Here is a 15,044-nt window from a genome sequence, read left to right as displayed (position 1 = left end):
TTGGGTAACAAGCTTAGCCGGCAGTTTAGCCGGAACCGCCAACAAATACCCAGCTAAAACGCACGCACTCCATAGACCTCGGGATTAGAGCCTTGAGCTTAGGTTTTCCAGAGGCTGAGCAGAGCCCCTATAGAACCGGGACCGATCAATTTTCGAAGTAATTGATTATCAGCTTGCCGCCGGACATCACCAAATCAGGGTATTCCAACAACTTAAGCTTTTGCGTCGGATCACCTTTTACCGCGATCAGATCGGCCGGCGCGCCAGGCAATAAGGAGCCAAGCAAGGGCATATTCAGGTATTGGCCCGCTTTGGAGGTTGCGGTCCGCAGCACGTCCAACGGCGTCATGCCGGCCAGATGTTGCAGGTACAGCAATTCCTGCCCATCTATGCCCCAGGGAATTTCGGGGTGAGCGATTTCCGCGCCATATAAAAACTCCGCGCCCAACTCGGCCAAGCGCCTGACATTGCTGCTCACGCCCGGACATTTGGACAGGGTATCGATGGTACTGACGATTCTGACTTGCTGTGCCGCGGCCCGTTGCAATTGCGCGTCCGGCAAGCTGTCGCAAGGCGTGTGCGCCCATTCATCGACACCGGCATCCAGGGCCAATTGTGCGCCTTTGGGCTCGGCAAGATGCGCCGCCACCCGGCGACCGAGTAGATGGGCTTCATCGACAATGGCCGCCAACACCGCTGGTGCCAACATCGGCCAACTACGGGGCTTATCGTGGGTTTTGCTGTGAGAGGCGTGGGAATGTGCATGCGTGTGTCCGCCAGACCAAGGCGCGCCCGCTTCGCCGCCGGGCTCCAGCGCCACTTTAATCACTACCGCGCCGCCGGCCACCAGTTTACGCACCGCTTGCCGCGCTTGCTGCGCGTCGGCTACCGGCATGGCTATGTCAGTTTCGCCCAGGTTAGGGATCGGATAGCCTGCCGGCGCGGTGATAATCGGCCCGGACGTCATCAGCCTTAAACTGCCGTCGCCACCGTAAGGCTGATGCAGCGGCCCGCCGACATCGCGCACCGTGGTGATGCCATGGCGCAGCACGGTATCAGCCGGTACGTGTTGGTAGCTAAGATGCGCGTGCAATTCGATAAAGCCCGGCAATAAGGTGGCATCGCCTAGCTCAAGCCGAGGCGCATCGCTATCGTTAAATGCATCCCGGCTGTCTATCCTGGCGACCTTGCCGTCGCTTATCAGCACCGCTGCATCGTTTCTGAGCGTATAGCCATCGAAAACCCGCGCGGCCGAGATTAGCAACGCTTGGTCTTGGGCAAATGCGGCGCAGCCCGGCAAGGTCAGCGCCAGCACCGAAAGCAATTGGAGGCAACGGTTTAAACTAGATTGAGATTTCATGGCTATTTCAAAAAAGCAGCGCCGGCGAAAGCCGGCGCTGTCGAGTGGATATGGATTAACTCGCCTAGAAGCTGGCGGCAATACCGATTTGCCCCCAAATACCCGGCATTTGATAACCAGGGCGATAGACATAGCGTTTGTCGAACAGGTTTTCCACGCTGACAAACACTTCGCCTTTTTTGCCTAACTCGGCAATCGGATAGGCCAGCCGGGTATTCGCCACAGTAAAGGCTTCGACACGTTGGTTATTCACCTCGCCGACATTCCGGGCGCGATTCAACGCCCAAGTTCTTGATTGGTATTGCAGATCGAAAGAAAAGCGCAGCGGACCGATGGGGCCGTTGATGCCGGCGGTCACCGCTTGTTCCGGGGTGTAGGGCAAATTCGGGATGCTGGGGTTGAGTAGCGTCAATCCGGCAAATAGACTCCAGTCGGCGATCAAGTCTTGTTTTACCGACGCTTCCAAGCCACGCATCCAGTACGAGCCGTAATTGATATAAGCACCCTGGGTTAAGTCGAATACGTAGCGATTCTTGACGTTATCGATGAAAAAGCTCAGATCGATTTGCGTACTTTTGAACGGCGAAGCTTTCAAACCCACTTCAGCATGATCGACGTTTTCAGGCGACAAGTTTTGCCAGCCGTCGGCTGAAAAATTCGGTAAAAAGCCGCCGGAAAATAGATTTAACGGCACGTTCGACAAGGCGCCTGAGTTAGCCGCCGCGTCAATGCCGGGATAGTTGACGCCGTTTGAGACGTTGCCGAACACGGTTAAATCGTCGGAGACAAATGACAAACCGGCATGCGGCGAGGCTTTGGACTGGTAGTGGCTATGGTCGTAAAAACGGACGCCCACAGACGGGACCATCACCCACTCTTTGTTCAGCACCAGATCGTGACTCAAGGCCAGGTAAGGACTGGTGAGTCTAAACGTGGGGGTGGCGAATTGATAGACTTGATTGCCGGTTTGAGCACCCAGGTTAGTCACTTTACCGTTCAGCCACTCGTTATCTATCCCAGCCGTTAAGGTGCCGCCCTGCCAGGGCGAAAACTGTTCTTTCCAGCGAAAGCCGTCCATGCTGTATTGGCTGAGCAGATTCGAGCGGTTGTCAGCGAAGCCGGTGAAGTAGGTATTTTGACTCAACCAATTACCGTCGCCGCCGTTATGGTAGAGAGTAAATTTGCCCTGCCAATCGCCGTGCGCGTGGCTGACGCTGGCGGCGACCATACCCGCAACCGTATCGTACTCGCCGATAGGCGGGGTTACCCCATATTGTCCGGGGTCGCCCGCTCGGTTATCCGCGTAGAGAAACGTCACGTCCGAACGCCATTGCGGATTTAGCTGATAGCCGGCTTTTCCCAGCACATTGCGTAATTCGCCATAGCCATTTTGGCGATGGCCGTCTGATTTGGCGTAGCCTTGTGCCAACGAGAAATCGAAATCACCGTACTTGCCTTGCACATCGGCTTGCTCGGTAATCGTGCCGAAAAAGCCGCCAGACAATCGGCCGCTACCGTGCAAACCGTCCTCCGCCGCAGCCTTGGTTTGCAGATTGATCGAACCGAAATTGTTGCCGTTGATAGCCGGCTGCGGGCCCTTGTAAACCGTAATCGATTGCATGCCGTTGACGGGCAACAAATCCAGCAAAGGATGGTTCCAGGTAGCCATATACATAGGAATATCGTCGATATAGGTCTTGATCTCGCTACCAGGCCGGCCGGCACCCTGGCCACGAATCGCCACCGCACCGCCCTGGTCGCCGCCGAACGCACCGACGGGGTTGTAACGCGAGATCTGCACGCCCGGCGTTCGTTTCAGGACCGACGCCAGATCCAATGCATTTTGGTCGCGGATTTGTTCTTCAGTGACGACCGCAGATACGCCGGAGAACTCGTCCACATGATTTTCTTCGATAACAGGGTTGGCGACTACCTCGGTGGAATCGAGCTGGTCAGTCTTTTCCTCTGCCAGGACGGCAGTACCGGCTTGCAGTAGCGCAAAAAAAACCAGCAAGGATTTGGGTAAATTCAGTAAGGGCAGCACGGCGTATTTCATGATCATTCCAGTCAACATTCGGCAAAAATAAAACCCTATCCACCGAACATTTATCGCTGAATGTTCGAATATGGAAAGCGTTTATCACAATGCTGATTTTAACGAATCACTCGCAACCGCCTGAGTTACTTTCATATGCTAAAAGTAATATTTTTTATGCTATAAGTAGCAGCCGGTAATATCCGAATTTTCGACTACCTCATCCAAAAAAACTCAGCGGCCTATTTAGCAACTATTAATTAAGCCAAATAACATAGTTTAAATAAAAATTGCTTATTAGCACCAACACAGGGATTGCCATGACGAAGAAAACGGCGGGACGCTGGCGCATCAAAAACGACGAATTGCAATCCCGCCAGCAAGGCAATTGCCTGACTGAGTATCTGCCGGATGACATAGGCAAAGGCTACTCGACATTATTTCCGCTCGACCCAGACTTGAACTATATCGAAACCCATTATCAGCCCAGTCAGGATTTAGCCATTCTGACCCGAATGGATCAGCATAACCCTCGCCTGGTGGTGACTTTGGGCATGCAAGGGCAATCGCGATTCGTTGATGCGCAGGGCCAGGAAATTACTTTTAATGAAGGCTATACGTCGATCACCGCATTCAGCTCCAGTATTGGCGAGCGCCAATATCAAGCCAATAATCCAATGGCCCAAGTGCGGTTCTCGATGAGTAAATCTTGGTTGAGTCGATACTTCGGCGAAAATACCGCAACGCGATTTTTTAATAAGAACGGCATTAGTTTAATAAGTTATAAACCCATTTCAAATACGGCATTAATAGCCACGCGACAGCTATTAAATTGCGACCCGAATAATCCGGCAAGACATGTATTTATGCACGGTCAAGCCTTGTCGATATTAGCCGCGGAAATGACCCATCTATGGCAAGATAATCGAAAGACATCGCCGGTATTTTCAAAAAAAGACCAATCCATTGCCCAAGCCGCGCATAACATTCTGTTAAATGAATATAAAAACCCGCCATCGGTTGCCGAATTATCCAGACGTGTCGGCACCAATCAATTTAAATTAAAACAATTGTTTCATCACTTTTTTAATACGACGCCGTACGGCTTATTATTAGAGATTCGCATGAAAACCGCCTATCAGTTATTAGAATCCAGCCGCTGTCAAATCGATGTTGCCGCCGCCTATGTCGGCTACAATCACGCCAGCAATTTCAGCACTGCTTTTAGCAAATATTTCGGAATATCCCCCGGCAATATCGCCAAAAACCACACATCCAAACCTTAAGAGGTTAATATACCTGCGACGCTGACCAAATCCGTGCGTCGGTAGCCGGCGCAATGATGTGCATTTTGGACTCGCAAGCCGTCAGGCCGAACCGATACGGCCCTATCCTCAACCTATTCGCCCTTACCGACGCTCTTAAGCCAAGCCACCAGTGCCCGCCGACACTAATCAGCCGCAAACCATCCAAACTCCCACGCCTATCTTGCCGCTGCCTAACAGCCGCCTCGGTCTGAGTTATATGCTGGTCGCTTGTGTGTTGTTTTCGGTGATGAACGCCGGCGCATACGCCATCGGCCTATTCGATACCGGCTTGCCGCCCAGCATGATCAGCTTTATCCGCATCCTGGCCAATTTCTTGATCCTGACAATTCCGGCGCTGATCGGCGGCCGACTGCTCGGCCTGTTCGGCGACGCCCGCCCCTCGCTGTGGTTGCGCGGCTTGTTCGGTAGCACGGCCTTGATGCTGTCATTCGCGGCCATCGTCCGCATCGGTCCCGGCGAAAGCGCGTTTCTTACCGCCAGCAGCGGTGTGTTCGTCATGTTGTTAGGGCCACTGGTTTTGGGCCAAAAAAACTCGCTATTGGTTTGGCTGGCCATTATCGGCTCGTTCAGTGGGGTATCGCTGCTATTTGATTTCGAAAATAGCCACAACTTATTCGGACAAGCCATGGCCTTGCTGGCCGGCCTGTTGTCGGCGCTGGCCTATTTGATGGTGGCGCGTGCCGGGCGCAGCAATACACCGCAAACGGTAATTTTCTATTTTTGCCTGGTGGGCTTGGCGTTACACGGCATTTATTTTGCGCGGTATGGCTATCGCCTGCCGGGCTCGGCGGAAAGTTGGGGCTTATTGCTCCTGGTAGGCGTGTCGGGCAGCGGTGCCCAACATTATATGACTCGGGCTTATCAAGCCGCGCCAGCAGCCTTGGTGAGCTCCATAGGGTATTTGGCCCCGGTATTAAGCCTAGCCTGGAGCGTCTTGCTATTCGAACAAATTCCCGGCCAAACCGCCCTGATCGGCACTACGCTGATTTTGGTGTTTGGGGTGATGTTGCCGTTTCTGCGTTAAGCCAAACTGGCTAAACGCCTGTTCTTCAGATACCGGGTTGCTTGCAACGCCTGACCAAAGGTATGTCATTGCTGAATTGGCAGTCGCTTTCGAGACCAGATTTTAAGCGGCAACCTTGCAATAAGAAGGAACCCAACTGCGGGCGACCATGTAGTCCGGCAATTGATTAAAATCAAACGCTTCGCCGTGAGCGATCATTTGCTTGACATCGAATAATTCGCCCACTTCCGGAATGTCCTGATAAAACAGTATGTAAAACGGCTTAACCAGGTAGCGGGCAATCTTAATGCCCAACGGCCCGATGAAATTACGGCGTTGCCCGACGTGCGCGACTTCGTCGATGGTGATTTCGTCCAGCAAGGCTTTCAGACGATCTCTAACTTCCAGCTCGTCGGCCAATAACTCGTCGAATAACGGATACAAATGACAATAGAAGCTGACGCCCATTAACTCGGTGACGAAGGCCGGCGTATCCATCAATACCCCCGGCAACTTGGGAAATTGTTCGTAGATCATTTCCTTAAACGGGGTCAACGGTTCCCATACCACCCGCTCTAAGCCGCAGGTTTTCAGCATTTCATCAAACAAACGCCAATGGCAAAACTCTTCGGCCAGATGCACTCGGGAAATTTTGTCTTCCACGCTATGCGAATTAGCCATATCCGGCACCACATCCCAAGCGCCTTTGATACCTACCCACTCGTGGCGAGCAAATTTATAGATACCGCAGAGTAACAAGGTCAGCCTGTCCAAGGATTTTGGATCGTCCACCATCTGCACATAATTGCGATAAAATGCTTCCGGGTCCTCTAAGGGCTTGTGCAAGCGCACCGGATTATTTTGAAAATACGCCAATCGTTCGCGCTTTTTAGCCAAATCCCGGTCCGCTTCCAATAACTCACCGCCGTGTTGTTGGGTAAACAGCCAATAATCAGCAAAATTTTCCTGCCGTTGCTCGTCGCTGGCTGGCGTAAAAATAGAACGATATTTGAGCTGAGTCACAAAAAACTTCCCAATCTGTGGCTGAAAACACAGATTCTAACGAATTAATGACTTAGAGGTAGATTTTAAAGTTTTTCCGTCGTGATCGTTCGATTCCCGCTGCATTCCCAACCACATCAACGCATCGTCACGATTATTGAAAATCCGATAAACCCAATCGGCATCCCGCGGCATTGACAACATAACTTGGGTGGTTAGCTGACTAATATGGGTATACACCACAAATGCCGCCGCTTTAATACCCAGCAAAGTACCCATAGCAGTTTGCGAGGCGAAGTCATAGTGGTAGGCGTTTACTTTGTGCACCAGCAGCAGATAGGGCCTCTGCAAATGCGCCACGATCCAAGCATGATATTCGTCGACAAGCGCCAAATTGAGTTCCACTCCCTCATCGACAATAAACTCCGCCAAGTCATCATCCAGCTTGATGGCATTACAAAAACTTAATCTATATCGCTCCATCATCCCTCCTCAGCCTACTGGCGTGTCAACTCTGTTGACAGTATCGCACAACCAGGAAAACTCTAACGACAAAGTTATGGCCGCCAAGCTTTTTTAGCACCGTTCTAAATGAAAAACTAAACCGCGCCGTCCGCCAAACGGCCGTCCACAATGCGCAACTGCCGCTTGGCTCTACCGCCGATATTTTGATCATGAGTGATGATGATTAACGTCACACCTTGCTGATTTAAATTCTCCAGCAGCTCGATGATGTCTCGACCGGATTTGCTGTCCAGATTGCCGGTTGGCTCGTCGGCCAGCAAAATACCAGGTTGCATGATCATCGCCCTGGCAATGGCAATGCGCTGCAACTGGCCGCCGGACAATTGATTGGGCTTGTGTTCGGCACGCTCCAGCAAACTCACGGACGTCAGCGCCTGTAACACCCGCCGCTTGCGCTGCTTACTATCGACCCCAGCCAGAATCATCGGCATTTCGATGTTTTCCGCTGCGGTGAGCCTGGGAATCAAATGAAAAAACTGAAACACAAAGCCGATATTGTCGCGGCGAATCCGCGCCAGCTCGTCATCGCTTTGCCGGGTGACATCGGTGCCGTTTAATAAGTATTGGCCGGCCGAGGGCTGATCAAGCAGCGCGACAATGTTTAACAGCGTCGATTTGCCCGATCCGGACGGCCCCATCACCGACACATATTCGCCGGGCCCGATAGACAGGTCTATACCGTTCAAAGCCTGTACGGTCTGCTCGCCAACCTGAAATACCCGGCGAATGCCACTGAGCTGAATCATGGCTTGACGCTGACCGTTACGCCGGCCGCCACGCCTTCCTTGCCAACTGACGTTACTACTTGGTCGCCCGCTTTCAGCCCGGACAGTACTTCGGTGAAACTCCAGTTGGATAAACCGGGCTGGAAGCTCTGTTCATGCAATACATGGTCTGCGTCTATCAACAATACGCGATGATTCTCCAGAATCGCCTCGGCCGGCAAACGCAGCGTGCGTTCTTTTTGACTGAGCAACACTTCAATGTCGGCGCTGTAACCCGGCAACAGCTCCGCGAGATCTTTGGGATCGCGCAAGGTCACTTCCACTTCCACCGTGCGCGCCTGTTTTTCCTTTTCCAACACGTAGGGCGCGACGCGGGTGACAATGCCGGAACAACGCTTATCCGGAAACGCATCCAGCGACACACAAGCACTCATGCCGGTCTTGATGCTGGCTGCGTCCACTTCATCGATAGGCGCGGAAACGGTCAAACAGCTGACATCCAGCAAGTCAATGGGCGGCAAGGTTGGAATCCCCGGCGGCGACGGTGTAACAAATTCACCCAATTCGGCATTCACTTCCGCCACCGTGCCGTCAAACGGCGCTTTCACCAAGGTACGCAGCACCGCCGCTTCCGCCACGCCCAATTGCGCCTCTGCCACCTCAATGGCTTGCAGCGCGGCCCGGCATGCCGCGCGCTGCGACTTGCCACCCGTCACTGATTTATCGACTTGCTCCACAGACACCACGTTTTTGTGTTTTTGCAATTGCGTCATCCTGGCCGCTTCCCGCTCCGCGCCACCGGCCAATTGGCAAGCTTGTTCGGCGCTGGCTCGGCTGGCATTGATCTGGGCTTTTTGCAGTTCAACCTGAGCTTTTAAGTCCTGGTTCCAAACCTCCAATAACACCTGACCCTGCTTGACTTTGTCGCCCTCCTTAACCCGCAGCTGCGCCACTTGCCCGCCGGTCGCCGGCGCCAGATAGGCCCGCCGACACGCTTTGACCGTACCCACCCGGGTATTCGCTACCGTCGCCCGCACCTCGCCTTCCGCCAAAGTGTAAGCCTCCACTGCCACCGGCTGCGGGCGGCGGCTATAGAGAAATAGTGCGGTGACAGCTATAAGCAAGGCGGCAACAATCAGCGTTTTACTTTTCATGGCGCGAGAGGGCGGATGCGTTGTGCAAATTGGGATTCCACTTTTCTGAGCTTTGCTTTGGCTGGCGATAACCGGGGCGAAGTCCTCGTTGCATTTTCTAGTTCGCCACGTGACCACCCTACATTTTGTGGGTAGTAATCGCCAGTTGGGCTTGCTGGTAATGCCGGTAACGCTGGCGGCCGGCCTGTTTGCACGTTTCGCTGTTGTCCAATATTTCCAGGATGCGCTCGGTCGGGGCGGTGGTCGGCGGGTACAAACCGGATAGGTTGACGACAATATTCTGCCAGCCCTCAGGAATGTTTTCGCCACCAATTAGGATGGTGCCGGTAAATGCCGGGATTTCTCCGCGATAGGTTTGGTGCGGAATAAAACTGCCGGCCCGGAAGGTCCACAAGGCTTTATCGATTTGCTCGGCTTGCTCCGCCGAGTCGGTCAGCACATAGGGAAAATGGCCGCTGCGGTAGATTTTCTCGATCAGCTTGCAGGCAAAATCCTGGCGTTGTTGCTGGTCGTGGGTCGCCAGCACGTAGAAGCTGACTTCGGGGAGGGATGGCGAATGACTGGGGTCGGTCATGTCGTTTTAAGCCTGCGGAAAGTAGCAGAGGCTTTCGCGACACCGGATCACCGCGAAAGCCTCTGTTACGCTCGGCCTTAAGCCGAGGCGCGGTTTAGCAAATACTGGCTTACCAGCGGGACCGGCCGGCCAGTGGCGCCTTTGTTGGCGCCGGTGCGCCAAGCGGTGCCTGCGATGTCGATATGCGCCCAGCGGTATTCTTCAGCAAATTTGGATAAAAACACCGCTGCCGTGATGCTGCCGCCGTCCGGGCCGCCGATGTTGGCCAGATCGGCGAAGTTGGATTTTAGTTGCTCCTGATATTCTTCCCAGATCGGCATGCGCCAAACCAAGTCGCAGGCGGCATCGCCGGCGCTCAGCAAATCGTTGCAGAGTTTGTCGTCGTTGCCGAACAAGCCGCTCGGTACCCGGCCCAAGGCGACGATACAGGCGCCGGTCAAGGTCGCCATATCAATGACCACATCCGGGTTATATTTCTTTGCGTAGGTGAGCGTGTCGCACAAAATCAAGCGGCCTTCGGCATCGGTGTTCAGGATTTCGATGGTTTTGCCGGACATGCTGGTCCAGATGTCGCCTGGTTTGTTGGCCGCGCCATCCGGCAGGTTTTCCGAGGCCGGAATCAAGCCGACGATGTTTAATTTTAGATTCAACAATGTCGCCATGCGCACCAGACCCAACACGCTGGCGCCGCCGCACATGTCGTATTTCATTTCGTCCATGCCCAGGCCGGGTTTCAAGGAAATGCCGCCGGCATCGAAAGTTAAGCCCTTACCGATCAAGACAATGGGTTTGGCGTTGCTGTCGCCGCCTTGGTAATCCAGACAAATCAATTTAGCAGGCTGGCGGCTGCCGCGCGATACCGACAGAAAGGAGCCCATGCCCAGGGCTTCCATGTCGCTTTCTTCCAAAATCTCGCAGGTGAGTTTGTCGTGCTCGCCGGCCAGAGCTAGGGCTTGTTCGGCCAAGTGAGTAGGCGTACAGATATTACCGGGCAGGTCGGCCAAGTGTTTGGCCAATTCCATGCCTCTGGCGATGGCGATACCTTGTTGCAGGCCCGATTCGGCCAAACCTTGTTGACTATCGTCGGCCACTACAGCCAGCTTTTGCAGCGGATTTTTGTCGTCGACTTTTTTGGTGGCGCTATATTGGTACAGACCATCGTTGAATACTTCCACCACTTGGCGGGCTTTCCATTGGCTATCCGCACCGTTGACGTCTATATCCAGCAGTGCGCAGCTGGCGGCACTGACTTTGCTGTCCTTGACGATTTTAATCGCAGCCGCCAAAGCTTTACGGTATTGCTTGCGCGTGACTTTGCCGCGCTCGCCAAACCCGAGCAGCACGATGCGGGCGATATTGCCGTCGGGCAGGTTATTGATCAATAAGGTTTCGGCGTTTTTGCCCCTGATGTCGCCGCGGCCGATTAGCTTGGTCAACAAACCGCCGAATTGGCTGTCCAATTGGGTTGCCGCCGGGCTGAGTTGTTGATTTTCGTAGATTCCGACCAGCAGACAGTCGCTTTGCAGTTTGTCTAAGGGTGAGCTTTCTATAGAATAGTCCATGAGAGTAGTCTGTAAGTATCTGGGATTGAGGGTTTGCGCCGGATGCAGCGGTCTGTGGTTCGATTATACCTTAGAAATTAGGAGTGAGTTGTTGAGCATTGAGCGAGGATTACCCAGCGCGGGCCGGCCTTTCCGGCTGTTGACGGTGCTGGATAAAATGATAATCAAGGAGCTGTTTCACACCGTCACCGCCGTGTTGGTCGTGTTGGTGGTGATCATCGTCAGCCGCAAATTTATCAAGGTATTGGCGCAGGCCATCGAAGGCAATATCGCCAACGATACGGTGATGACCTTACTGGGTTTGAAAATCGTCGTCGCCACGACCACCTTCCTGCCCGCCGCGCTGTTCATGGCGGTATTGATGGTATTGGGCCGCATGTACCGCGAGCAGGAGATGGCGGCAATTTCCTCGGCCGGCGGCAGCGTGTTTACCATTTATCGGGCGATATTTATGCTGGTCATACCGTTAAGTCTGGCGGGTATGGCGCTATCCATGCTGGCTTCGCCGTGGGCGGAGGCCAAAACCGAGCAGTTGATGCATCAGGATAAACAAAATGCCGATATTCGCGGCATCGCTGCCGGCCGCTTCAGCGAGTACAGCGACGGCGAGTTGATTTTTTACACCGAAAACGTCGATGACGAAGGCCGCATGCACAAGGTGTTCGTGCAAAACAAACAAGGCGACAAAGCCGGCGTGGTAAACGCCGAATACGGTTGGTTGAAAAATTTGCCCGGCGGCTTGTATCTGGTGTTGGAAAATGGCGAACGGATTCAAGGCGTACCAGGCAACAAGGACTTCACCATTGAGACATTTAAAGAATATGCCGTGCTGATCGAAAAAAAGGTCACCATTTTGAATTTGGGCCGCGAGGCTACTACTACCGAGAATTTATGGCTGTCTCCGGAACTGCGCGATGTCGCCGAGTTGCAGGATCGTTTCAGCACGCCGTTAGGGGTTATTTTATTGGCTTTTCTGGCAGTGCCCTTAGCTAAGCTGTCGCCGCGCGGCGGTATATACGGCAGTATGCTGGTAGCTTTTGGGATTTATTTCGTTTACGGCAATTTGCAGCGGGTCAACCACAGTTGGGTAATCAGCGGGGCGCTGCCCTCCTGGCTGGGCTATTTCTGGGTGGACGCCTTGTTACTGGTCTTGGGTTTGTTAATGTTGATGCGTTTGTACGGTTGGCAATGGTTGTCGCAAAGTCTTAAGGAGAAGCTGTCATGATCAACGTATTAACCATTTACATCGTCAAAGAAGTCGTCAAGGGCTCCTTAATTGCGGTGATATTGTTATTGACGCTGTTCAATCTATTCAGCTTCAGCGACGAGTTAAAAGATTTGGGGCAAGGCGGTTACGGCTTGAAACAGATTTTATGGTTTTTGACCTTAACCTCGCCGCGGGTATTTTACGAATTGGTACCGTCGGCGGCGTTGCTGGGTAGCTTGTTCGTCGTGGGCTCGATGGCGAATAACCGCGAGATTGTGGCGATGCGCGGCGCCGGTTTATCCATCGCCTGGATTATCAGAACCATTATGCTGGCAGGCTTGCTGTTGGTAAGCGTTGCCGTGCTGGTGGGCGAATTCGTCGCGCCGTCTTGCGAGCGCGCCGCACAAGTGCTGAAAACCACGGCGCTGCACGACGGCGTGGTGATGCGCTCGCAATACGGGATGTGGCTGAGAGAAGGCAATAGCTTTATCAACGTCCGCAAAATTCTCGACGACGGCTCGCTGGCCGATGTACGCATTTACGATGTCGACGATGCACATAAACTCAACCGCATCACTCAGGCCGAGCATGCGCAGTTTTTAGGCGACAAACAATGGCGCTTGGAAAGCGTCAAACAATCCGAAATCAATCGGCAGCAAATTTATGCCGGCACTCAAGCAGAACAAAGCTGGAAATCCAGCATCGACTCGGATTTGTTGAAAGTGGCTGTCGTTAAATCCGACAACCTGTCGCTTTACGATTTGTTCATGTACATCGATTTCCTGAAGCAGAACAATCAAAAGTCGCAAAGTTACGAGTTGGCATTTTGGAGCCGTTTAATCAACCCGTTTGTGACCTTTGTGATGTTGATGGTGTCGGCGCCGTTTGTGATTGGCATCGGTCGCGGCACCAGCACCGGCGCGCGGATCATGATGGGCATCGTGATCGGGATGACATTTAACATTTTCGACAAGATTGCCGGCCATGTCGGTTTGGTTTACGACATGAATCCGATGTTGATGGCGATGTTGCCGAGTGCTTTGGTGTTTTTAGGCGCGCTGATCGCGGTTAAGCGGGTCAGCTAGGCGGCATAGTTGCCTCTCCACGGAACGGAAAACCCTTGCTTCCGTTCCGTGGAGCGTTATGACGGCGGTTATTTGCGCGTCATGAACAAATAAAGAAACTTACATTTCAAAATCGCATCTTTTTCGTCCATTTCCACCACCGCGCAATCTTCGTATTTTTCCCGGCCAGGTGTGACTTGCTTTTTTATCACGCCGTCGGCCACGCTATATTTGATTGGGATGGTCATTTCCCCGATGCCGCTACGCGCATCTTCACCGGTGGTTATCAAGGTACCGTCTTTTTGAAATTCCCAAGTGACGTGCAAGGGCTTCTTTTCGCGGTCGAGAGCCAGGGCTTCGTGAGTGACCTGCCATTTACCCAGTAATTTGGAGTTATCCGCCAGTTTGACTTCGGCATTGGCGGTGCCGGCGGCAACGGCGGCAAACAGGGAGAAAAGTATTGTTATTGTTTTCATCGTATATTCCCGGCTGGTAGGTTGATCGAGCCTGGAATATAGCATATCCGCTTTTGCCGTCAGCGCTTTTCTTCCTGAAAAACCAGCCGGGTTTTTGACAGGTAATCGTGCCAGCATTGGCCGTTTCTATCGAATAGACACCAGAAAAACCCTAGCCCCAAGCAAACCCAGGATAATAAACCGCCAACGAAGCGGACGCTGGCTTGCTGCCAATTGGGAGAGCGACCATCCAAGGCGCTGACTTTAACTTTCCAGGCGCGCAAACCCAGGGTCTGGCCGCCGTGGGTCCAAAACCAGCCATAGAAAACAAAGCTGATGCCGAGCAGATAAAGTGGATAAAAAAACTGATCGCTGGCAAATGCTTGGCCGGCGTTAAAAGGCAGAGCGATGGCCGTGGCGAAAAACCATATCGCCAGCAGTAAGAAAGCATCGTAACCAGCAGCCGCCAGCCGACGCAAAAAACCCGGAGGGGACGGTAAATCCACGCCGGGTTTTGGAGTGCTTGCTTTAGCGGATTGTCGCAATTATTTGTCGAAAATCGCCAGTTTTTGCCCCATGTACATGCTCATGGCCACCAGCGCGCCCATCATGACAATTGAAAATAAAAAGGGCGGTCTATGGAAAACCAATAATGCGAAATCGGCGACGAATAGACTAGTAAATACAGGCTGGTCTACAAAACCCAGTAAAATTTTTTTAAACATACGCTCCACTCTCCGATATAAATTCCCCGTCACCGGCCTAAGGGCGACAAGTACAGCCAATTTTTATGTTATTACACCAAAATATTCGGCGAATGGCGAAATTCTACATTTAACCCAAGGGAATGTAAAAGAATGTGCTGGATTGAGCTTAAATCTGGCGAGGTGTTATGATAAGACCGCTAGGACGTTCGCGCCCGAAGCCTCGAAAAAGCTGGCACACGTCATTCTAAATTAAGGGATAAAGTCATTTTTAGTTTCTTCAAAAAAATCTTTTCACCGGTTGAGCAAATTGCCGAACCGGTTAATGAATCGGCAGGGTCGAGTG

15 protein-coding genes are annotated in these 15,044 nt (G+C 52.8%); 4 read left to right on the top strand and 11 right to left on the bottom strand.

The genetic code is table 11. The features are described from left to right. Window positions 1-145: 145 nt before the first annotated feature. On the bottom strand, window positions 146-1,360 hold the full coding sequence (locus QLH52_RS11505) for an amidohydrolase family protein (protein ID WP_319961638.1): 1,215 nt from the start codon (window positions 1,358-1,360) through the stop codon (window positions 146-148). Window positions 1,361-1,424: 64 nt separating this feature from the next. After that, a complete protein-coding gene (locus tag QLH52_RS11500) occupies window positions 1,425-3,416 on the bottom strand; it encodes a TonB-dependent receptor (protein ID WP_319961637.1) in 1,992 nt (663 codons plus the stop codon). 299 nt (window positions 3,417-3,715) lie between these two features. Between QLH52_RS11500 and QLH52_RS11495 the strand changes: the two genes are divergently transcribed. Next, window positions 3,716-4,681, top strand: a complete 966-nt coding sequence (locus tag QLH52_RS11495) for a helix-turn-helix domain-containing protein (protein WP_319961636.1) — start codon at window positions 3,716-3,718, stop codon at window positions 4,679-4,681. 151 nt (window positions 4,682-4,832) lie between these two features. After that, window positions 4,833-5,747, top strand: coding sequence for a DMT family transporter (locus QLH52_RS11490; protein ID WP_319961635.1), 915 nt, complete (start codon window positions 4,833-4,835; stop codon window positions 5,745-5,747). Between the two features lie 102 nt (window positions 5,748-5,849). On the opposite strand, the gene QLH52_RS11485 is transcribed toward QLH52_RS11490, so the two are convergent. From QLH52_RS11485 to QLH52_RS11460, 6 genes are all read right to left on the bottom strand, one after another. Beyond that, entirely contained in the window at window positions 5,850-6,749 is a 900-nt protein-coding gene (locus QLH52_RS11485) for a hypothetical protein (protein ID WP_319961634.1), read from the bottom strand. A gap of 36 nt (window positions 6,750-6,785) precedes the next feature. Then, window positions 6,786-7,214, bottom strand: a complete 429-nt coding sequence (locus QLH52_RS11480; RefSeq protein ID WP_319961633.1) for a hypothetical protein — start codon at window positions 7,212-7,214, stop codon at window positions 6,786-6,788. A 113-nt stretch (window positions 7,215-7,327) separates the two neighbouring features. Beyond that, a complete protein-coding gene (locus QLH52_RS11475; protein WP_319961632.1) occupies window positions 7,328-7,999 on the bottom strand; it encodes an ABC transporter ATP-binding protein in 672 nt (223 codons plus the stop codon). Further along, on the bottom strand, window positions 7,996-9,132 hold the full coding sequence (locus tag QLH52_RS11470; protein ID WP_101052689.1) for an efflux RND transporter periplasmic adaptor subunit: 1,137 nt from the start codon (window positions 9,130-9,132) through the stop codon (window positions 7,996-7,998). The genes QLH52_RS11475 and QLH52_RS11470 overlap by 4 nt, the downstream gene beginning before the upstream one ends. Before the next feature lie 118 nt (window positions 9,133-9,250). Continuing rightward, window positions 9,251-9,706, bottom strand: a complete 456-nt coding sequence (locus tag QLH52_RS11465) for a DNA polymerase III subunit chi (protein WP_319961631.1) — start codon at window positions 9,704-9,706, stop codon at window positions 9,251-9,253. A gap of 77 nt (window positions 9,707-9,783) precedes the next feature. Further along, window positions 9,784-11,268, bottom strand: a complete 1,485-nt coding sequence (locus tag QLH52_RS11460; protein ID WP_319961630.1) for a leucyl aminopeptidase — start codon at window positions 11,266-11,268, stop codon at window positions 9,784-9,786. A gap of 91 nt (window positions 11,269-11,359) precedes the next feature. Between QLH52_RS11460 and lptF the strand changes: the two genes are divergently transcribed. Beyond that, entirely contained in the window at window positions 11,360-12,493 is a 1,134-nt protein-coding gene (gene lptF / locus QLH52_RS11455) for an LPS export ABC transporter permease LptF (RefSeq protein WP_319961629.1), read from the top strand. Continuing rightward, on the top strand, window positions 12,493-13,560 hold the full coding sequence (lptG, locus tag QLH52_RS11450) for an LPS export ABC transporter permease LptG (protein ID WP_319961674.1): 1,068 nt from the start codon (window positions 12,493-12,495) through the stop codon (window positions 13,558-13,560). Before lptF ends, lptG begins: the two co-directional genes overlap by 1 nt. Before the next feature lie 68 nt (window positions 13,561-13,628). On the opposite strand, the gene QLH52_RS11445 is transcribed toward lptG, so the two are convergent. Genes QLH52_RS11445 through QLH52_RS11435 form a run of 3 tightly spaced genes read right to left on the bottom strand, consistent with a single transcriptional unit; the run spans window position 13,629 to window position 14,719 of the window. Then, window positions 13,629-14,015, bottom strand: a complete 387-nt coding sequence (locus tag QLH52_RS11445) for a hypothetical protein (RefSeq protein ID WP_033156821.1) — start codon at window positions 14,013-14,015, stop codon at window positions 13,629-13,631. Between the two features lie 59 nt (window positions 14,016-14,074). Then, window positions 14,075-14,539 carry an RDD family protein gene (locus tag QLH52_RS11440; RefSeq protein WP_319961628.1) on the bottom strand — a complete coding sequence of 155 codons (465 nt, stop codon included), beginning with the start codon at window positions 14,537-14,539 and terminating at the stop codon, window positions 14,075-14,077. Next, window positions 14,540-14,719 carry a hypothetical protein gene (locus QLH52_RS11435; protein ID WP_171697246.1) on the bottom strand — a complete coding sequence of 60 codons (180 nt, stop codon included), beginning with the start codon at window positions 14,717-14,719 and terminating at the stop codon, window positions 14,540-14,542. It abuts the gene before it with no gap. Window positions 14,720-15,044: the final 325 nt, after the last annotated feature.

This window comes from Methylomonas defluvii, from assembly GCF_033949435.1.
GTDB lineage: Bacteria > Pseudomonadota > Gammaproteobacteria > Methylococcales > Methylomonadaceae > Methylomonas > Methylomonas defluvii.
Note: the sequence above shows the minus strand (reverse complement) of the source record. Positions and strands in the feature narration are given on the sequence as shown.